The 18,180-nt window shown below is 69.5% G+C and carries 16 protein-coding genes; 8 read left to right on the top strand and 8 right to left on the bottom strand.

Annotated elements, in window-relative coordinates; all coding sequences use genetic code 11:
* The first annotated feature begins 204 nt into the window (after window positions 1–204).
* Complete coding sequence (locus NR810_RS29245; protein ID WP_257457534.1) at window positions 205–1,380, top strand: AAA family ATPase; 1,176 nt, start codon at window positions 205–207, stop codon at window positions 1,378–1,380.
* Here the strand turns inward: NR810_RS29245 and NR810_RS29240 are convergent.
* Complete coding sequence (locus tag NR810_RS29240) at window positions 1,370–2,779, bottom strand: NAD-dependent succinate-semialdehyde dehydrogenase (protein ID WP_257457533.1); 1,410 nt, start codon at window positions 2,777–2,779, stop codon at window positions 1,370–1,372. The two genes, NR810_RS29245 and NR810_RS29240, sit on opposite strands and share 11 nt — an antisense overlap.
* Before the next feature lie 417 nt (window positions 2,780–3,196).
* Here NR810_RS29240 and NR810_RS29235 point away from each other — a divergent pair, with 417 nt between their 5' ends.
* Together NR810_RS29235 and NR810_RS29230 are read left to right on the top strand one after the other, a co-directional pair.
* Entirely contained in the window at window positions 3,197–4,618 is a 1,422-nt protein-coding gene (locus tag NR810_RS29235; protein WP_257457532.1) for an alpha/beta hydrolase, read from the top strand.
* Between the two features lie 164 nt (window positions 4,619–4,782).
* Complete coding sequence (locus NR810_RS29230) at window positions 4,783–5,481, top strand: class I SAM-dependent methyltransferase (RefSeq protein WP_257457531.1); 699 nt, start codon at window positions 4,783–4,785, stop codon at window positions 5,479–5,481.
* A gap of 46 nt (window positions 5,482–5,527) precedes the next feature.
* Here the strand turns inward: NR810_RS29230 and NR810_RS29225 are convergent, their stop codons facing one another.
* Entirely contained in the window at window positions 5,528–6,013 is a 486-nt protein-coding gene (locus tag NR810_RS29225; RefSeq protein ID WP_257457530.1) for a DofA protein, read from the bottom strand.
* Between the two features lie 298 nt (window positions 6,014–6,311).
* Here NR810_RS29225 and NR810_RS29220 point away from each other — a divergent pair, with 298 nt between their 5' ends.
* Window positions 6,312–7,013: a phosphatase PAP2 family protein gene (locus NR810_RS29220; RefSeq protein ID WP_257457627.1), complete on the top strand. Its 702-nt coding sequence runs from the start codon at window positions 6,312–6,314 to the stop codon at window positions 7,011–7,013.
* On the opposite strand, the gene NR810_RS29215 is transcribed toward NR810_RS29220, so the two are convergent.
* From NR810_RS29215 to NR810_RS29205, 3 genes are all read right to left on the bottom strand, one after another.
* Window positions 7,008–8,273, bottom strand: coding sequence for a GAF domain-containing sensor histidine kinase (locus tag NR810_RS29215; protein WP_257457529.1), 1,266 nt, complete (start codon window positions 8,271–8,273; stop codon window positions 7,008–7,010). The two genes, NR810_RS29220 and NR810_RS29215, sit on opposite strands and share 6 nt — an antisense overlap.
* A gap of 140 nt (window positions 8,274–8,413) precedes the next feature.
* Window positions 8,414–9,037 carry a head protein gene (locus NR810_RS29210; protein WP_257457528.1) on the bottom strand — a complete coding sequence of 208 codons (624 nt, stop codon included), beginning with the start codon at window positions 9,035–9,037 and terminating at the stop codon, window positions 8,414–8,416.
* Between the two features lie 32 nt (window positions 9,038–9,069).
* Window positions 9,070–9,276 carry a hypothetical protein gene (locus NR810_RS29205; protein ID WP_257457527.1) on the bottom strand — a complete coding sequence of 69 codons (207 nt, stop codon included), beginning with the start codon at window positions 9,274–9,276 and terminating at the stop codon, window positions 9,070–9,072.
* Between the two features lie 491 nt (window positions 9,277–9,767).
* Between NR810_RS29205 and NR810_RS29200 the strand changes: the two genes are divergently transcribed.
* The 3 genes from NR810_RS29200 (at window position 9,768) to NR810_RS29190 (ending at window position 13,961) form a co-directional block, all read left to right on the top strand.
* Window positions 9,768–10,388 carry an acyltransferase gene (locus tag NR810_RS29200; protein ID WP_257457626.1) on the top strand — a complete coding sequence of 207 codons (621 nt, stop codon included), beginning with the start codon at window positions 9,768–9,770 and terminating at the stop codon, window positions 10,386–10,388.
* Window positions 10,389–10,605: 217 nt separating this feature from the next.
* A complete protein-coding gene (locus tag NR810_RS29195; RefSeq protein WP_257457526.1) occupies window positions 10,606–11,790 on the top strand; it encodes a two-component system sensor histidine kinase NtrB in 1,185 nt (394 codons plus the stop codon).
* Between the two features lie 83 nt (window positions 11,791–11,873).
* On the top strand, window positions 11,874–13,961 hold the full coding sequence (locus NR810_RS29190) for a neutral/alkaline ceramidase (RefSeq protein ID WP_257457525.1): 2,088 nt from the start codon (window positions 11,874–11,876) through the stop codon (window positions 13,959–13,961).
* An 18-nt stretch (window positions 13,962–13,979) separates the two neighbouring features.
* Here the strand turns inward: NR810_RS29190 and NR810_RS29185 are convergent, their stop codons facing one another.
* Window positions 13,980–14,819 (bottom strand): hypothetical protein, encoded by an 840-nt coding sequence (locus NR810_RS29185; protein ID WP_257457524.1) that lies wholly within the window; start codon window positions 14,817–14,819, stop codon window positions 13,980–13,982.
* A 115-nt stretch (window positions 14,820–14,934) separates the two neighbouring features.
* Window positions 14,935–16,371 carry a serine/threonine-protein kinase gene (locus tag NR810_RS29180; RefSeq protein ID WP_257457523.1) on the bottom strand — a complete coding sequence of 479 codons (1,437 nt, stop codon included), beginning with the start codon at window positions 16,369–16,371 and terminating at the stop codon, window positions 14,935–14,937.
* Window positions 16,372–16,598: 227 nt separating this feature from the next.
* On the opposite strand from NR810_RS29180, the gene NR810_RS29175 reads away from it, so the two are divergent.
* Window positions 16,599–17,096, top strand: coding sequence for a gluconokinase (locus tag NR810_RS29175; RefSeq protein ID WP_257457519.1), 498 nt, complete (start codon window positions 16,599–16,601; stop codon window positions 17,094–17,096).
* On the opposite strand, the gene NR810_RS29170 is transcribed toward NR810_RS29175, so the two are convergent.
* The gene (locus tag NR810_RS29170) at window positions 17,081–18,124 is read right to left on the bottom strand and encodes a phosphotransferase family protein (RefSeq protein ID WP_257457518.1); all 1,044 of its coding nucleotides are present in this window, start codon (window positions 18,122–18,124) and stop codon (window positions 17,081–17,083) included. The genes NR810_RS29175 and NR810_RS29170 overlap by 16 nt on opposite strands.
* Between the last annotated feature and the right edge of the window lie 56 nt (window positions 18,125–18,180).

Below are 18,180 nucleotides of genomic sequence, written 5' to 3'. Positions count from 1 at the left end.
CCTCAGTCCTCGACACCTGCGTCCCCTTGCGCCCCCCCAGCGCTTTCTCTTCTTCGATCATTTGGCGTGGAAGGGCAAACTCCGCGGGCCCGCCAACAGGTGAGCCCGGTGCTTCCATCCCCCGGAGGAGGATTCGGAAGCCAACGGCTTCCCTGGCCGGAGGGTGGAATCGGTGCAATCGTGGTTCCAGAGGAGGCGCTCGCCATGGCTCCGCAACCACCCTTTCCACCTCAACCCCCCGGTTCTCCTCCGGAATCCCCGCTCCAGAAGCACCTGCGCCGCATGATGGAGGCCCTCGCCGAGGGCCAGAAACACCATGCCCGATGGATGGAGATGTGGGCGCGCTACGAGGCCCAGGAGCGGGAGAAGTGGGCGCGCCACCACGGGAAGGACTGGGAGGCGCGGGTGGACCACCAGGTCCGCAAGTGGGAGCGGTGGGGCGAGCAGCAGGCGCGGAGGTGGGAGGAGTGGGGGCAGAACCTGGGCAAGCGGGAGCGCCGCAAGTTGGAGCGGCAACTGCAACGGCAGATGGTGCGCGAGCAGCGGCGCGCCCTGAAGCGGCAGCGGCGCAACGAGGAGGCCGAGCCGTTGGTGGGGTGGGTGTTCGCCATGGCCTCGCTCGTGCTCACGGGGATGGCGTTCCTCCGCCCTCAGATGTGGTGGCTCGTCTTCGTGGCGCTCGGCCTGGGGATATCCTCGGCGAGCATCCTGGGCCGCGCCCGGCAGCACCGGCTCCAGGAGGGCAAGCGGGAGGGGACGGCCGCGCTCGAGTCCGAAGGCGAGGAGGCCTCCGGGGAGCCGGAGAAGACCGTGGCCCCCGGGGCGTCGGAGGACCCGAGGAAGGCGCGGGTGGACACGCTGTGCGACAAGCTGCTGGCGGAGCTGCGCTCGGGGCCGGGGGTGCTGCGGGAGGTGGTGCACCAGCCGGAGCAGACGGTGGAGGGGTTGCGCAAGAGCTGCCACGAGCTGGTGCGCCGCGAGCGGGAGCTGCGCTCGCTCTCCTCGCCCGAGGACGAGCGCCGGCTGGAGGACGAGCGCGCGCAGCTGTCGGCCCGGGTGGAGTCCGAGCGCGACGCGGTGGTGAAGGAGCGGCTGGAGGGGGCGCTGCGCCTGCTGGACGAGCAGCGGCGGCAGCGGGCGGAGCTGGCCACGGCGGCCTCGCGGCTGGAGGCCGAGCACATGCGCCTCTACTACACGCTGGAGAACCTCTACACGCAGGTGCTGCGGGTGCGCTCGGCGGACGCGGCGAGCGCGGACGTGGCGGGCGCGGGGCTGCGCCGGAGCGTGGAGCAGCTCGGCCTGGAGATGGACGCGGTGGCCGAGGCGGTGGAAGAGGTCCACCGCGATGCGCCGCCGCGCGAGCGGGTGCCTACTCGTTAGCCTGGGCCTGCGTCCGGTCCGGGAGCGAGGATGGGTGCGCCACGCGCACCGTCTTGATGTTGAGGAACTCGAGCAGCCCGTGGCGTGCCAGCTCGCGCCCGTGGCCCGAGGCCTTCACCCCGCCGAAGGGCAGGCGGGTGTCGCTCGCCACCATGCCGTTGATGAACACGGAGCCGGCCTCCAGCCCGTCGATGAAGAGGCGCTGCTCGGCCTCGTCGCGCGTCCACACCGAGGAGCCCAGTCCGTAGGGTGAGTCGTTGGCGAGGCGCAGCGCGTCCTTCGCGTCCTTCGCGCGGAAGAGGACGGCGACGGGGCCGAACATCTCCTCGCCGTAGGCCGGAGTGCCCGGAGGGGGGTTGGCCAGCACGGTGGGCGGGTACCAGAAGCCGGGGCCGGGCGGCTTGAGTCCCCCGAGCAGCAGCTTCGCCCCCGAGGCCATGCTGCGCTCCACCTGGTCGTGCAGCCCGTCGCGGATGCTCGCCGTGGCCAGCGGGCCCACCTCCGTCTTCGCGTCCGTGGGGTCTCCCACCACGGCGCGGCGCATCCGCTCGACGAAGCGGCGCTCGAACTCGTCATAGACGGGCTCGGTGACGATGAAGCGCTTGGCGGCGATGCAGGACTGGCCGTTGTTGATGAGGCGGGCCTTCACCGCCGTCTCCACCGCCAGCTCCAGGTCCGCGCTCGGCAGCACCACGAACGGGTCGCTCCCACCCAGCTCCAGCACCACCTTCTTGAGCTGCTGGCCCGCGCGCTGGCCCACGTCGCGGCCGGCGCCCTCGCTGCCCGTAATCGTCACCGCGCGAATCCGTGGATCCTCGATGAGCTTGCGCACCCCGGCCACGTCCACCAGCAGCGTCTGGAAGACGCCCTGGGGGAAGCCCGCGCGCACGAAGAGCTCCTCCAGCGCGAGCGCGCACTGGGGCACGTTGTGCGCGTGCTTGAGCAGGCCCACGTTGCCGGCCATGAGGGCCGGGGCGGCGAAGCGCACCACCTGCCAGAAGGGGAAGTTCCACGGCATGATGGCCAGCACCGGCCCGAGCGGCTGGTAGCGCACGAAGCTCCTGTCCGGCGGGGTGTCCACCGGCTCGTCGACGAGGAAGCGCTCGGCGTGCTCCGCATAATAGTGACAGGCGGTGGCGCACTTGCGGGCCTCGGCGCGCGCGGCCTCCAGCGGCTTGCCCATCTCCTCCGTCATCATCCGCCCGTAGCGCTCCGCCTCGTCCTCCAGCAGCTGCCCGGCCCGGCGCATCCACCCGGCGCGCTCGGCGAACGAGGTGTGGCGGTACGTGTGGAACGTCTCCCCGGCCCGCCGCAGCCGCGCCTCCACCTCCTCCTGTGAGTGGGCCGCGAAGGTGCGCAGCGTCTTGCCGGTCGTGGGGTCGATGGTGGCGAAGGCCATGGTTTCCTCCCGGGGCGCGGAGTGTGGGCCCGCCGCGGGGTGGCAACAAGGCGTGTGTGTGTCCGCCGCTCACTCCCGGACGTGTCCTCCGGGGAGGGGTGTAACGCGCGAGCGGTTCGTTCGTTGATGGCGCGGCTGTCGTACTTCACGGCGATTGCATGTTTTCTGATTCATTCTTGAAGCGTGGATTTCAATTTCGACGCGGAACATCCGCTGCCTCTGAAAATCAGGCTTTCCTTTGTTCAGTAACAGCGACATGTTTCAGCGCTGACGGCATGCCCACGGGGGCATTCCAGTCCTTTCAAGCGCTTGGCGGGTTGGTGCGATTCCTGCTTCGAGCTCGCGCAAGTCGTACCAGGGGGGGGCGGCAGAAACGTTGCTTCACCCTGCTGGCAGCAAACCTTTTCGAGGAACCCAATGCGATTCAATCTCCGCCACATCGTCCCGTTCGCCCTGCTCTGGCTGGGTTGCGGTGCCGAGCCGTCCGTCTCCGAGGCCCTGCCCGCGCAGGCCGAGGAGCTGGCCCAGGAGCAGTCGATGCTCCGGGATTTCGACTGCTCCGATTGCCTGAAGGGGACGGAGGGTGCCCGGCTCGTGGGAGGCTTCTCTCGCGAGCGGGTGGTGGACGACATCTACCACTACAGCGTCGACGTGCGGGTGGGCCCCACGGTGTATGACACCATCACCCTGCACCGCGTGGTGCGGGAGCGGAGGGTGTGGTCGCCGAAGAAGGGCTCCGAGGCCGTCTTCATGGTGCACGGCGATGCCTGGGACTTCCGGGGCGCCTTCATGGCCAGCACGCAGACGAGCGCGGTGCCGGTGGACCACTCCATCGCCGTCTACCTGGCGCAACGCGGCGTGGACGTGTGGGGCATCGACCTGCGGTGGACGCACGTGCCGCTGGGGACCGAGGACTTCTCCTTCATGAAGAACTGGGACCTGGGCATGCACGCGCGGGACGTGGGCACGGGCCTGACGGTGGCGCGGGCGGTGCGCGCGCTGACGGGCAACGGCGGCGGCAAGGTGAACCTGCTGGGCTGGAGCCGCGGGGCGATGGTGGCCTACGCCTACCTCAACGCGGAGACGCAGCTGCCTCCGGGGCTGCGCAACGTGAGCGGCTTCATCCCGGTGGACATGGTGGTGAAGTTCGGGCCGGAGGGCGAGTCGCAGCGCCAGTGGGCGTGCGCGCGCGCGGAGCTGGCCAAGGTGCAGCTCGAGGCGGGGCGCGTCGAGGGCGGTCTGCTGGGCGCCGGCGCGGGCGTGGCCATCAAGCTCCTGGGTGAGGCGGCCATCGCGTACCCGGATGAGCCCGCGAACCTGCCGCCGCTGCCGCCGCTGCCCAACAAGCAGCTGGCCATCACCCTGGGCGCGGCGACCTTCTCGTTCATCTCGGCCCCGGAGCTCGGCGTCCAGCCGACGGTGCCCGTCTACCACTTCAACGCCGGCCAGTTCGGCGAGGGCGGCGACCTGACGGCGCTCCGGTACGTGAAGGAGCGGCAGTTCTTCGACTTCATGCGCTCGGCCCACCCCTTCCAGAGCTTCAAGGAGATCGTCGAGTCCGAGCAGTTGCTGTGCGGCCAGGAAGACCTGCCGTACGACGACCACCTGAACAAGATCTCCGTGCCGGTGCTGCACGTGGGCGCCGCGGGCGGCTTCGGCAGCTACGGCGAGCACCTGCCCAAGAATCTGCTGGGCAGCAGGGACGTGACGGTGAAGCGGGTGCAGCGCGAGTCGAACGACGCGCGCTTCGCCGACTTCGGCCACGCGGACCTGTTCCTGGCCGAGGACGCGCCGGAGCATGTCTGGGAGCCCATCTATAAGTGGATGAAGCGTCACTGAGCGTCCGGGCGCACCTGCCGCCCTCCCGCCGGGCCTCGCGGATTCGCGGGGCCCGGTTTTTTTGTGGCCCGGGTGCGCGCCGGGGGAGGGCTTGCCACACGACTTAGATTGGAACCCTGCGCTCCGGGTCTATCCCGCCAACCCGGAGGGAGGGAGTCCCAGCCATGGTCGACAACATCTGGTCCGAATTCGCGTGGAGCTACGATGCCATCTGCTCCCAGCTCAACTGCTACCGGAGGATGGTGGCCAAGATTCTGCGCGACACCAAGGGCCGCCGGTACGTCATCGACGCGGGGTGCGGCACGGGCCTGGTGAGCCAGCCGCTCGTCGAGCGTGGGCACACGGTGGTGGGCTTCGACAACAACGTGGCGATGCTCGGGCTGGCGCTGCGCAAGCACGCCCAGGCCCCCGAGGAGGCGCGGCGCCGCTGGAAGATTCTGGAGGGGGATGTGCGCTCCTTCCCCCAGGGAGTGCCGGGCGAGGCGGACGCCGTGGTGCTCAACAACGTCCTCTTCTACGTGCGCGAGCCGGGGGCGGTGCTGTGTGAGGGCTTCGAGCGCCTCAAGCCAGGAGGCGTGCTCATCGTCACCGGGCCGCGGAAGCGGCCGGACCTGCAGAAGGTGATGATGAGCTCCATCGAGGAGTGGAAGGCGGAGGGCCGCTGGGACGAGGCGCTCAAGTCCGCCACCACCTACCACGCGGACGTGACGCGCCGGCTGGTGTCCGACCCCAACGAGATGGTGACCTTCTTCGAGACGGAGGCCCTGGTGGACACGCTGCGGGGCCTGGGCTTCTCGCGCGTGGTGGCGGCCGACAGCGACGACTACTACGGCGAGAACTACTACGTCTGCGTGGCCCGGTAGGGCCGGTGGGCCCGGTGGACCCGGGCCCCTCCCCCGCCACGAGGGCCTAGGCGACCAGGCCCAGCAGGCGGGCGTCGGAGATGATGCGGTTGCCGTCCACCTTCAGGCGGTTGGTGAGGAAGGGCGCGATGTCATCCGCGCGCTTGTGCAGGCGCGCGTAGTTGTTGTCGTAGATGCGCGTCACGATGAGCTGAGCGGACGCGATGATGCGCTGGAGGTTGTGCTGCAGCTCGTTGCCCTCCATGACGAGGTGGAGCTCGCAGATGTACTTGCGGTGGTCCTCCAGCAGCTTGAAGAGGCCCTTGCGCTCCTCGCTGTTGGGCACCCGTGCCTTGGGCGCGGTGGTGATGACGGCGCACAGCTGCTGGCGGTTCTTCTCGTAGGCCTCGCGGAAGCGCGAGGCCACCACCATGAGCTCCTGTGGCGTGGGAGGCTGCTCCCAGCGGATGAAGAAGACCCTGTGGATGTGGGCCGTCTTGAAGTTCGGAGCGGGAATTGAAGAGGACTTGGAAGTCGTAGCGGAAGCGAACATGGGGACCATCACTCCCAGAGCTGGCCGGGGAGGAGGCCGGACATGCGCGTCCGAAACCACCTGTGTGCCCGGCACGAGCACAGCTTGGTGCCCGTAAGCTGGTGACGGTGGGGGAGATCCCCAAGCCCCCGAGGCATGGTCTGCCCTCCGGAGCACGAATCCCCGGGGCGCAGTGTCGGAGAGCGCACGGATGGGAGGTGAGGATCAGAAGGGAGAGGTCGTCGAGCAGTGCCAGGAGCGCTTAACGTGGGGGCATATGCGACTCGCGCTGAATGCGCTGCGGGAGCGCGTCCGTGGGATGGGAGCGGACGGTATCGGCCTGTTGGCTACATTGCTGGCACTGGTGACGGTGGTGCTGGGCTTCATCGCGCTGTCGGATGAGGTGAGGGAGAAGGAGACACAGCACGTGGACGAGCGCGTGCTGTTGTCGCTGAGGCGCCCGGACAATCCGGGGGAGCCGGTGGGCCCGCTGTGGCTGGCCGAGGCGGCGCGGGACGTGACGGCGCTGGGCAGCGTGTCGGTGCTGACGCTGGTGGTGTGCGCGGTGAGCGGCTTCCTCCTGCTGGTGAGGCGCTGGCGCACGCTGGGGCTGGTGGTGGGCTCCACGGTGGGAGGGGCGCTGTTGAACACGCTCCTCAAGGGCCTCTTCGCGAGGCCGAGGCCCACGGTGGTGCCACACCTCACCTCGGTGCTGACGGAGAGCTTTCCGAGCGGGCACGCGATGCTGTCGGCCATCGTCTACCTGACGTTGGGGGCGCTGCTGGCGCAGCTCACCGAGCGGCGGCGGCTCAAGGCCTACCTGGTGGCGGTGGCGCTGCTGCTGACGATGTTCATCGGGGTGACGCGGGTGTACCTCGGGGTGCACTACCCGACGGACGTGCTGGGCGGGTGGATGGCGGGACTGGCGTGGGCGCTGCTGACGGCGTTGGTGGCGCGAGCGGCCAAGCGGCGCAGCCCCGAGCTCCAGGAGGAGGCCCGGGGCGAAACCACCCCGTCATGAGATGGGGAAGAGGGGCCCGTGGGGGCGAGTGGGCAGCCGCACGCAGAAGGCGACGCCTTTGGGGTGGTTGTCCTCCACCCAGAGCCACCCACCGTGGGCCTGCACGGCGCGGCGGCAGAAGGCGAGGGCCAGCCGGTTGCCGCCCTCGGCGCGCCCGGTGGTGGGCGTGTGCTCGGGCACGTGGGCGTCGAAGAGGTGCGCGCGCGCGGCGGGGGCGATGTGGGGGCCCTCGTCCCGCACCCGCAGCTCCAGCAGTCCCGGCTCGGGGTTGGAGGCCTCGAGCGTCACCTTGCTGCTGCCCAGCGCGGTGTATTGGAAGGAGTTGTCCAGCAGGTTGAGGAGGGTGCGCCGCAGCAGCTCGCGGTCGGCGGTGAGGTGCGGCTCCACCAGCTTGATGTTCTGGGCGAAGCGGCGCGGGGAGCTCACCAGCCGCTGCTGGAAGTCGCGAGCCACCTCGGAGAGCAGCAGGTGGGCATCGAACTCCGTCGCGTTGAAGGCGAAGGTCGCCTCGTCACCGCTGGCGTCCAGCAGGTTGGACACGGTGCGCTGCAGGCCGTCGGCCGCGTCGCGGATGTCGCGAGTGGCGCGCAGCAGGTCCTCCGGCAGGTGGGGTCGGTAGAGGGTGAAGGTGGCGTTGGTGAGGATGCTGGACAGGGGCGCCTTGAAGTCGCGCATCACCTTGAAGAGCAGTGTGTCCTTCTGCTGCTGGAGGCTGGCCAGTGTGTCGCGCTGGGAGCGGAGCTCCTCCTCGCGCCGCTCCAGCTCGCGCACGCGCAGCCGCAGGAGCAGCTGGGCCTCGACCTGACGCCCGAGCACCGCTAGCGCGTCCGCCTGACTGGGGGTGAGCTGACGCGGCTGGTGGTCGATGACGCAGAGGGTGCCGAGGGGATGTCCGCTCGCGCTCCTGATGGGGATGCCAGCGTAGAAGCGCACATGAGGCCCCTGGGTGACGAGCGGGTTGTCGTGGAAGCGCTCGTCGTTGTGCGAGTCCTCCACGACGAAGAGCTGCTCGCCGAGGATGGCGTGAGCGCAGAATGCGAGGTCGCGCGGCGTCTCCGGGGCGTCAAGCCCGACGCGGGACTTGAACCACTGGCGGTAGTGGTCGACCAGGGACACCAGGGCGATGGGCGTGCCGCACAGCTGCGAGGCCAGGCGCGTCAGATCGTCGAAGCCGGCCTCCGGCAGCGTGTCGAGGATTTCCAGGGTGTCGAGCGCCGCGAGGCGCGCTTCCTCCTGGGGATGGGGCGGGGCTGCCTTCATCGATCGTTCTCCGGGAGGGAGACTCCTAGCAGGGGCATCCGGCCACGCAACATTCGATGTGGGACCACATGTCCGGAGCCCGCCTGCTGGGACGGAGAGCATCCGGAGGACGTGCTCGTCCGGGATGGAGCGAGGGGAGATCAGGCTTGCGGCTCGGGTTTCTTCGTTTCTTTCCCCTCCTCTTCCTTTTTCTTCCTCCACTCCTTCAGTCTCTCGACGATGGAGAATGGGTGAAAGGCGAGATGGTCAATGTTACGATGATACGCCGCCAGGTAGTGCTCGCCCCCGAGCTGGATGACGGCTTGCGAGGGACGTTCTGGCAGGCTGTAGAACCAGGCTTTTGCTTCCTCACGCGTGTGGAAGGCGGCCATCGCGGGAGGAAGGCCATTCTGCATCATCTCCTCAAGATGGAACTCGAGAGTGGGACTGTGGAGTAGCCCGCGGCGATTGCGCTCACGCCAGTAATAGACAGTGTAGTACTCGTCCGCGATCAGTACGCTGGCCATATGAGGTGGTTTGGGATTGTCTTTTAGCCAGGCATCCGCCTCCTCGCGCGTGTTGAAAGCGGCGATCACTTGAGCAGGTCCTTCGGTCCCAAGTTCCTTTCGGTAGTCCTCGAAATCATACTGTTGGCCGGTCGTATCTATGAATCTGAGTGCTTCAGCTGCGGCGAGAAGCAACTCCCGCTCCTCTCGGGATTGATTCGTTTCATGGAGCCGACCGAGGAACTCTATTGCTTCGAGAATGAGTTTTCCGATTTCCATATGACGCCGTCATGAGAGGCGAGCAGGGCTCATCATGATGCCAGAAGCACCGCTGGCGCGAGGATAACGACCCCCGCACCAGCGGAAACCGTGACAAAGGCAATCCCTGCGATGATGACAACGCTTCCCACCAAGAGCATCTGACGGTTGTGCTTCAACCAGTCAATCGCTTCGTCCACGGCAGAGAATTCCTGGGGGCGGCGCTCCTGTAGTTCCTTGCAATCGATGTAGGGTTGCATACATCGGTGCTCACAGTACACCTGCTTCCCGCCCTTGCCCCGATTCCCAGTCGTCATGTGTCCAAATCCCCGAGCAAGAGGGCGGCTCATGCATTCGCGGACGCACTCGCGGTTCTCCTCATCGCAGTCGCGTTGGTGGCACGACACGGGGGCGCTGCGTCCATGGGGTGCACGGGCGCCCGATAGCGACCCGTACCGCGAGAGGTCGAAATCCTTGGCGGGCCGCCAGTCGTGGGTGACCTGGCCGCTGGATGATTCCTCGATGACGAGCACGTAGCGGGTGAGCTCCTCGACGTCAGGGGCGGTGGTGTGGCGCGTGGCGCCACAAGAGGCGAGCAGCAGGCAGAGGATCGAGGTGAGGAGTCTTGCTGGGGCCATACGGGGGGGCGGATAGCACGCGGCGCCCACCTCGCGCGAGGCCGTGGTACTCAAGAGCCGTGGACGATCTCGACGCCCGCCGCCGTGAGCAGCACAAGCTGCGTCTCTCCTGGATGCCGTGGCTCTACTTCACGCTCAAGCCGCGCCACCGCGCCTGGGCCGAGGCCTGGCAGAAGGAGGTGCAGGACCAGCTGCGCGAACTGGAGACAGTCGAAATCGCCGAGGGCTGCTTCATCGCCCCGGAGGCGCGGCTGTTCGCCGAGCCGGGCCGGCCCATCCGCATCGTCGGCCCCGGGGTGAGCATCGCCGCCAACGCCTTCGTCCACGGGCCCGTGGTGCTCGAGGCCGGGGTGAGCCTCAACGCGCGCGTTAGCCTGGACGGCGGGGCGGGCGGCATCCACATCGGCGAGGGCAGCCGCGTCGCCACCGGCGCCACCCTCTACGCCTTCGACCATGGGCTCGCCCCGGATCGGCCCGTGCGCTCCCAGCCCGTCACCTCGCGCGGCATCGTGCTCGGCAAGGACGTCTGGGTGGGCGCCAACGCGGGCATCACCGATGGCGTGCGCATTGGAGACCATGCCGTGGTGGGCATGGGCGCCGTCGTCACCCGGGACGTGCCCGCCTGGGCCATCGTCGCCGGCGTCCCCGCGCGGGTCATCGGCGATCGCCGCGACCGCCATCGCTCCGGCGCTCCGGATGCCTCCTGGCCACCAGTGGACGATTCCCAGGACTGACCGTCCAACAGTCTCACGGCATTCTTTCAACGCCGGACAACCTCGCATCCGCGAGCGATGGCTGATTTGACGCGCTTTCATTCCGAGGCCTTATGCTCTCGGAAAAAGAAAATGGGTCCACTCGGAGCCGAGGGGGGGATGCGCGAGGGGCCCAAGGGAGACGGACGGGGAAATCGTTTCCTCTCGACCGTCCTCCCCGGGGGAAAGGAGCGCGGGAATGGTGTACCAGCAGCTGTCGCAGGCCAGCGTCTTCGAGGCCGAGAGCCCGGCGCCGGGTTCGCTCTCACGTATGGACATGCTGGCGCTCGCCGCGGGCCTCCGCTCGGGATTGTCGGCGGACGCGCTGCGCTACCACTTCCTGGCGGAGCAGCTGAGTGAGGTCGTCTTCCACCTCGACGGCCTGGGCGCGCTCACCTTCCTGGGCCCCACCTGGACGTCGCTGACGGGGCTGGAGGTGGAGGAGGTGCTCGGGCAGCCGCTGGTGGAGATGGCGCACCCGGAGGACAGGCCGCGGGTGCAGGCCGTGCTGGATGCGCTCGCCGCGCGCGTCCAGCCCTCCTTCCGCATCGAGCTGCGGCTCCTGGCGGCTGGAGGCCCGTTGTGGGTGGAGCTGGCCGCCCACAGCTCGCCGACGGGGCAGGGCGAGGTGCTGGGCACGCTGACGGACCGCACCGAGCGCCGGCAGATGCAGGCGCGCCTCCAGCAGTCGGATCAGCTGGCCACCCTGGGGATGCTCGTGCCGGGCTTCGCGCACGACATGAACAACCCGCTGGCCTTCATGCTCGCCAACCTCGACTACCTGCTGTCCAGCATGGGCGACGTGGCCGGGGCCACCCGGCCGGAGCAGGTGGCCGAGTGGCGCGAGGCGGTGGGCGAGGTGCGCGAGGGCGCCGAGCGGCTGCGGCAGCTCATCGGCCACCTGCGCAGCTTCCGGGCGGACCCGAGCCAGGGACCGGTGGACGTGAACCGCCTGCTCGACCTGGTGGGGCAGATGGTGTCCAGCACGCTGCGCTCGCGCGGACGGCTGGTGCGGGACTACGGCTCGCGGGCCACGGTGGCCTGCGGCGAGGGCGTGCTGCGCCAGGCCTTCCTCAACCTCGTCCTCCACGCGGTGCTGTCGCTGCCGGACCACGGGGACACGAATGAGAACGAGGTGCGCCTGGTCACCCGCGAGGATGGCGAGGGCCACGTGGTGGTGGAAGTGCACCACACCGGCGCCTGCATCCCACCCGAGCAACTGTCGCGCCTCTTCGAGCCGCTCTTCACGCCGCGGGAGGCGAAGCAGGGCCCCTCGCTCTCCGTGTGTCATGACATCCTGCGAGGCTTGGGAGGGAGCATCTGCGTCTCCTCCTCGTGGGGTGAGGGCACCGTCTTCCGGGTGACGCTGCCCAGGGCCTCCTGAGCAGGGCCACCGGCCGCCCTGCACGGCCACCCGCGCTGTCCTATACCTCTGCAGGGGCCGCCCGGCCCTTTCTGGAGGTGTGTGTGCGCTCGTCCATCATCCGCCACGGTGCGCTCGTGCTGGCACTGCTCCTGGCGCTCGCCGGCTGTGGCCATCGTGGCTCGCGGAGCGGACAGGCGGACGCCGGGCAGACGCTGGGGCCGGAGGGACAGGGGCTCGGTGGCTCCTGCGCCGGGCAGCAGTCGTTCCTCATCGGCAGCGGTCTGTACGACATCACCGGCCCCGCCGCCGAGGTGGGGATGATGGGCTACGTGGAGCTGGAGCAGCAGACGGCCGGCATCCACCAGCGCTTGCGCTCGCGCGCCTTCGTCATCGCCTCGCCGTGCAACGGCAAGCGCGTGGTGTTCGTGAGCGCGGACCTGGGCATGATGTTCCAGGGCGTGAAGCAGCAGGTGGTGAAGCGGCTGCGCGACACCTTCGGCGGGCTCTACTCCGATGAGAACGTGCTGCTGAGCGCCACCCATACCCACAGCGGGCCGGGGGGCTACTCGCACTACGCGCTCTACAACCTGAGCACGTTCGGCTTCGTCCCACGCAACTTCGAGGTCATCGTCGACGGCATCTACCAGTCCATCGTCCGCGCGCACGCGCACCTGGGCCCGGGCCGCATCACCCTGGCGGCGGGGGACCTGCTCGACGCGAGCCGCAACCGCTCGCCCGAGGCCTACCGTCTCAACCCTCCCGAGGAGCGCGCGCGCTACGCGTACGACACGGACAAGCGGATGACGCTGCTGCGCTTCACCAAGGACTCGGGCGTGGAGGTGGGGCTCATCGACTGGTTCGCGGTGCACGCCACCTCGATGGGGATGAAGTACCGCTACATCAGCGGCGACAACAAGGGGTACGCCTCCTATCTCTTCGAGAAGGCGAAGGGCACGCGCTACGACGCCACCGGGGAGACCTTCGTGGCCGCCTTCGCGCAGAGCAACGAGGGGGATGTCACGCCCAACATCCACGGGGGCGAGGATGGGGGTGGCGAGGACGACTTCGAGAGCACGGAGCTCTCCGGCCGCAAGCAGTACGCACGCGCCGTGGCCCTCTACGAGAGCGCCATCACGCCCCTCACGGGCGGCGTGGACTACCGGCACGTGTACGTGAAGATGGACGACGTGACGGTGTCGCCGGCCTTCACGGGAGGCACCGAGGGGCACACCTGCCCGGCGGCCATCGGCATCTCCATGCTGGCGGGCGCCGAGGACGGGCCGGGCGTGGGACACGAGGGGGCCACCTGCGCCGCCATGCACGACGTGTGGAGCGCCTTCACCTGCACCACCACCACCACGCCCTGCCAGGCGGAGAAGCCCATCGTGCTGGAGATGGGCACGATGCAGCCCTTCCCGTGGAGCCCCGAGGTGCTGCCGCTGCAGCTCGTCACCGTGGGGAACGTGGCGCTGGTGGCGGTGCCCTTCGAGCTGACCACCATGGCGGGCCGCCGCCTGCGTGAGACGGTGCGGGCGCGGTTGGCCCCGGCGGGGGTGACGGAGGTGGTCATCGCCGGCCTGTCCAACGCCTACTCCGGCTACATCGCCACGCGCGAGGAGTACGCGAAGCAGGAGTATGAGGGGGCCTCCACCCACTTCGGCCCGTGGACGCTGGCGGCCCTCCAGCAGGAGTTCGACGGGCTGGCCCGGGCGCTGCGCGAGGGCACGTCCGTTCCCCCGGGACCGGCGCCGCGCGAGCTGCAAGGCCTGCAGAACCACCTGCGGCCCGGCGTCCTCTTCGACGACAAGCCGCTGTGGGGGCGCTTCGGGGATGTCTTCGTCGACGCGCGGGAGTCCTATGCGCGCGGGGAGACGGTGCGCGTCACCTTCTGGGGCGGGCACCCGAAGAACGATCCGCACATCCAGGGCACCTTCCTGCGCGTGCAGCGCCGCCGGGGCCTCTTCTGGGATGACGTGGCGTATGACTGGGACTGGGAGACGAAGTACACGTGGCGGCGCGGCTACTGCCTGCCCACCCTGGCGTGCTCGCACGTCATCATCGAGTGGGCCATCCCCCAGGACGCGGAACCGGGCACCTACCGCATCGTCCACGAGGGCGACTGGAAGTCCGGCTGGGATGGCAGGGTGCGCCCCTACAAGGGCGCCTCGCGCCCCTTCACCGTGAAGTGAGCCGGCGCCGGGTGGCGCTCAGCCGCAGGTCCGGTCCGCGTTGCAGCTCTTGCACTTGCTGCAGGCCTCGCCGCCCTTGCCACACTTGTCCTTCGTGTTGCCCGGCTCGCACGTATTACCCGAGCAGCAGCCATCGCAGGAGTCCGGCGTGCATTGGCAGGTGCCGTTCACGCATGCCTGTCCCGCGCCACAGGGCCCGCTGCTCCCGCACTTGCACTGCCCGTTCTCGCAGCGGTCCACGTTCACCCCGGTGCAGGAGGGCTGGGTGCCGCAGACACAGACGCCCCGTGCGTCACAGGCATTGGCTCGCGCCTCGTCACAGGCCACGCAGCTGATGCCTCCCGCTCCGCACGTCTGGAAGGTGGGGCGGGTGCAGATGCCCTCGATGCAGCAGCCGTTACACTCGATGCAGAAGGTGCCGTTGCCCCCGTCCGGGTTCTTGGCCTCCAGCCGGATGGCGACTTTCACCTCGTACCCATCCCGGATGTGCGTGCTGTTCTCGCCGCGCGCCACCGTGCCGGAGTCGTTCAGTCCCTCGATATAGACCGTCGTCCGCGCGCCATTGGGAGCATCCCCCAGCAGGATGCGCAACGTCTCCCCACTCTGTAGCAGCCGTTCCGGTTGCTCGGGCAGCAGGTGCGGGCCGAACGAAGGCCCTCCCTCCACCTCACCCCACACGCGCACCTGGGTGAGCAGCAGCGTGGGGGTGAACTCGGTGGTGACGTAGAGCGCCGTCCCGGAGACGGCGTCTGGATCCCTACAGGCTCCCAGCAGCACCGCCCACACGAGCACCCACGCGCCACGCCACCCGACGCGACTCCAACCCCCCCGGGTTCGATCACCTGATCCGCGCATCATGGCACACACCAGGGTATCCATCGCCCACAGCGGGGGCCGTGCTGATCTCCCACCGCCGTCCGGCAGGAAACGTTTCGCTCCCCCGGAGTGACGGGAAACGGACACGCGCGGGGCTTCAGATGTGCGCGAGGGCTTCCTTCGCGAGGATGGAGTGTGGTGCCGCGGACGGACGCCGCGTGGACCGGAGCCTCATCAGCATGTCCCGCAGCCGGGCGGAGGGGTTGATGAACTGGAGGCCCACGCCCGGGGACATGTGCCAGTTGCGTGCCAGGGCCGAGTCCACGTGCCGCACCACCTCCCCGACGCACTCCACCTCCTCGCCGCCGAGCTGGAGCGTGAACTCGAGCCGGGTGAAGAGTGGAGGGAAGGGCTCGGCGCAGCACATGAAGAGGCCGCCGCGGCTGAGCTCACTGCAGTGCACCACCACGGAGCCGGGGCTCCCGCCGCCGCGGCGTACCCGGGCCGTCCAGGTGGGCAGGGGCGTGGGATCATTGGGCTCGGGCCGGGGTGGTGCCGCGGGGATGGGTGTGCTGGTGGGGGGGAGGGGAGGGACCTGGACGGCGCGGGGAGGGGTGGGTCGCGAGGCGAGGGTCGGGCGCACCGAGGAGAGCAGGGCCCGCTTGAAGTCGAGCGCGGTGGCGAAGCGCTCCGCCGGGCTGCGGGCCAGGGCGCGCAGCAGTGCCTGGGAGAGCGCCTCCGGCACGGAGGGGACGAGTGTATGCGGGGGGCGCAGCGGGGGCAGGGGCTCCGGCGCGAGCACCAGCTCCGCGAGCTGCCCTCGGGGATAGGGCAGCTGCCCGGTGAGGAGCAGGTAGCCGGTGACTCCCAGCGAGTAGAGGTCCGAGCGCCCATCCACGGGCTGGCCGCTCCACTGCTCGGGGGCCATGTACGCGGGGGTGCCGAGGACCTGCCCGGCCATCGTCTGCTCCTGGCCGGTGTCGCGCAGCGCCTTGGCCACGCCGAAGTCGAGCACCTTGAGGGCGGGGCGCTCCCCCGGGCGTTCCACCATGAGGAGGTTGTCCGGCTTCAAGTCCCTGTGCACCACGCCGCTGCGGTGGACGGCCTCCAGCGCGTCACAGGCCTGGGCGAGCAGCCAGGCCACCAGCCCCGGCTCCATCGGGCGCGGCAGCCGAGACAGGGGCTGGCCCTCCAGGTGCTCCATGACGAAGTAGTGCAGCCCATCCTCCGACTCGCTGATGTCGAAGATGCGGACGATGTTGGGGTGGCCGATGAGGTTCACCGTGCGCGCCTCGGCGTAGAAGCGCGCGCGCAGCCGGGCGTCCTGCGCCAGGTTCGGGTGTAGCACCTTCACCGCCACACGGGCCCCGATGAGCGTCTGCTCGGCGAGGTACACCGTCCCCATGCCGCCACTGCCCAGCAGGCGTGTCAGCCGGTAGTGGCCCAGCGTGCGGCCTCGCAGGTCCACCACCGGCGGCTTCCCCGTGGAGACGGACCGCCGCGCCGGGCTCGCGAACTCGGCGCCGGAGCAGGTGACCTGCTGGTCGCACGGGACGCTCGCGGGGTGCTCTGACGAACAGTGCTCGCAGTGCATGGGGACCGGCTCGGAGTGATGGATGAAAGGCAGTGAATGACCTGCAAGGGCCATGCTGCGTTTCGTGATGGACGGGGGACGGGAATCCGCGTGCTTGCAATGCCCAGCACCGTACGTCTGGCGGATCCTCGTGTCGGATGCTCAATTCGTTCAGCTGGAGGTTGTGGGGATTGATCAAAACTTCCACATCTCCCGGGGTTGGTTGGAACTTCTGAGAGGTCACACGCGTGGTGGTCATCGTGATGGGAGTGTCCGGGGCGGGGAAGACGACGGTGGGACAGCGGCTCGCCGCGGCGCTCGGGTGGCGTTTCCGGGACGCGGATGATCTCCACTCCCGCGAGAACGTCGCGAAGATGGCGGCGGGCATTCCGCTCACGGACGAGGATCGGGCGCCCTGGCTGGCCGCGCTACGGGACGTCGTCCGGAGGGCGCTGGAGTCGGGGGAAGACCTGGTGCTGGCGTGCTCGGCGCTCAAGCGCTCCTACCGGGAGCTGCTGACGGTGGACACGGCGCGGCAACGGTGGGTGTACCTGTGGGCGCCGCGCGAGGTGCTCGCCGAGCGGCTGGCACGGCGGCGGGGCCACTACATGCCGACGACGCTGCTCGACAGCCAGCTCGCGACGCTGGAGGTGCCCGAGGGCGCGCTGGCGGTGGACGTCTCTCCGGACCCGGACACGGTGGTGGCCACCCTGCTCCGGGGCCTGGAGCTTCAGCGGTCTTCCTGACGGAAGGCGGGCCAGACGAAGGGCGTCACCGTCCATCGCTCGCGCAGGCGGGTCTCCAGCGCCTCCAACGTGTGGGCGAGTCCCGGGAAGCCATCGGCTGGGGCGAGCAGGGCCCGGCAGCGCGCCAGGTGGTGCAGCAGGGCGGTGCGCGCGGAGAAGCCCGGGGCCCACTCCCGGTCCTCCTCGAGCACCTGGGGGTTGAGCCACTGGAAGAGGTTCACCGTGCGCGCCAGCGCCACCGTGGCGCGGGCCCGGGCCCAGAGCGAGTCCACCTGGGCCGCCTCGCAGTCGGCCGACAGGGTGATGCGGTAGGTGATGTCCGCGCGGGCCACGAGCTCCTCGGGGAAGGGCACGCTGACGAGCCACATCAGCGCGTCGTACATGGCGTGACGCATGCCCGCGTACTCGAAGTCGAGCAGGCGCGGGCCGTTGGGCGTGAAGAGGACGTTGCTCGGCGCCATGTCCCCATGGGTGAAGGAGAAGAAGGGGCCCGGGTCCGCGAGCGCGCGCGCCACCGCCTCCAGGTCCTCGCTCAGGCCCGGCGCGGCCTGGGCGTCCACCGCGTTGAGCCAGCGCAGCAACCGTCCCTCGTGGTCGAGCAGGAAGCGCGCGTTCTCCACCCGTATCCGCTCGTGGCGGGGAGGCAGCGCCAGTCGGACGAGCTCGTAGTCGGACTGTGAGCCCAGTGTCCGGGCGTGGAGCTGGCCGGTGAGGCGCGCGGTGGCCATCAACCCCGCGTTGGCCGCGCGTGCGTCCCCGCCGCGCAGCAGGGCCTCCAGCGTGGGCCCGCGCCCGAGGTCCTCCATCACGAAGAGGCGTGCGTCCACGTTGCCCGCGAGGAAGCGGGGGCCCGTCTCCAGTCCGCGGTGGGTGAGGAACTCCGCGCCCGCCCAGTCGTCGAGCCCGCACACCAGGTCGTCCCGGAAGTGCTTGAGGACGACGGACGGCACCGGGCCTCCGCGCACCTGGGCACGCACCACCACGCTGCGGGTCTCCGCCTTGAGGAGCTCGGGCCCGCTGAGCAGCACCGGACGGTTCCAGGCCGCCGACAGCGCGCGCGCTCCGTCCGCCAGCAGTTGGGTCA

The organism is Archangium lipolyticum (genome assembly GCF_024623785.1).
Classification (GTDB): Bacteria; Myxococcota; Myxococcia; order Myxococcales; family Myxococcaceae; genus Archangium; species Archangium lipolyticum.
This window is presented reverse-complemented; position numbering and strand designations above follow the sequence as displayed.

What these genes read in the sequence shown, in the direction of transcription:
- NR810_RS29245 (WP_257457534.1), top strand. Translation starts at nt 205, where the DNA reads ATGGCTCCGCAACCACCCTTTCCACCTCAACCCCCCGGTTCTCCTCCG.
- NR810_RS29240 (WP_257457533.1), bottom strand. Translation starts at nt 2,779, where the DNA reads ATGGCCTTCGCCACCATCGACCCCACGACCGGCAAGACGCTGCGCACC.
- NR810_RS29235 (WP_257457532.1), top strand. Translation starts at nt 3,197, where the DNA reads ATGCGATTCAATCTCCGCCACATCGTCCCGTTCGCCCTGCTCTGGCTG.
- NR810_RS29230 (WP_257457531.1), top strand. Translation starts at nt 4,783, where the DNA reads ATGGTCGACAACATCTGGTCCGAATTCGCGTGGAGCTACGATGCCATC.
- NR810_RS29225 (WP_257457530.1), bottom strand. Translation starts at nt 6,013, where the DNA reads ATGTTCGCTTCCGCTACGACTTCCAAGTCCTCTTCAATTCCCGCTCCG.
- NR810_RS29220 (WP_257457627.1), top strand. Translation starts at nt 6,312, where the DNA reads ATGGGAGCGGACGGTATCGGCCTGTTGGCTACATTGCTGGCACTGGTG.
- NR810_RS29215 (WP_257457529.1), bottom strand. Translation starts at nt 8,273, where the DNA reads ATGAAGGCAGCCCCGCCCCATCCCCAGGAGGAAGCGCGCCTCGCGGCG.
- NR810_RS29210 (WP_257457528.1), bottom strand. Translation starts at nt 9,037, where the DNA reads ATGGAAATCGGAAAACTCATTCTCGAAGCAATAGAGTTCCTCGGTCGG.
- NR810_RS29205 (WP_257457527.1), bottom strand. Translation starts at nt 9,276, where the DNA reads ATGCAACCCTACATCGATTGCAAGGAACTACAGGAGCGCCGCCCCCAG.
- NR810_RS29200 (WP_257457626.1), top strand. Translation starts at nt 9,768, where the DNA reads ATGCCGTGGCTCTACTTCACGCTCAAGCCGCGCCACCGCGCCTGGGCC.
- NR810_RS29195 (WP_257457526.1), top strand. Translation starts at nt 10,606, where the DNA reads ATGGTGTACCAGCAGCTGTCGCAGGCCAGCGTCTTCGAGGCCGAGAGC.
- NR810_RS29185 (WP_257457524.1), bottom strand. Translation starts at nt 14,819, where the DNA reads ATGATGCGCGGATCAGGTGATCGAACCCGGGGGGGTTGGAGTCGCGTC.
- NR810_RS29180 (WP_257457523.1), bottom strand. Translation starts at nt 16,371, where the DNA reads ATGCACTGCGAGCACTGTTCGTCAGAGCACCCCGCGAGCGTCCCGTGC.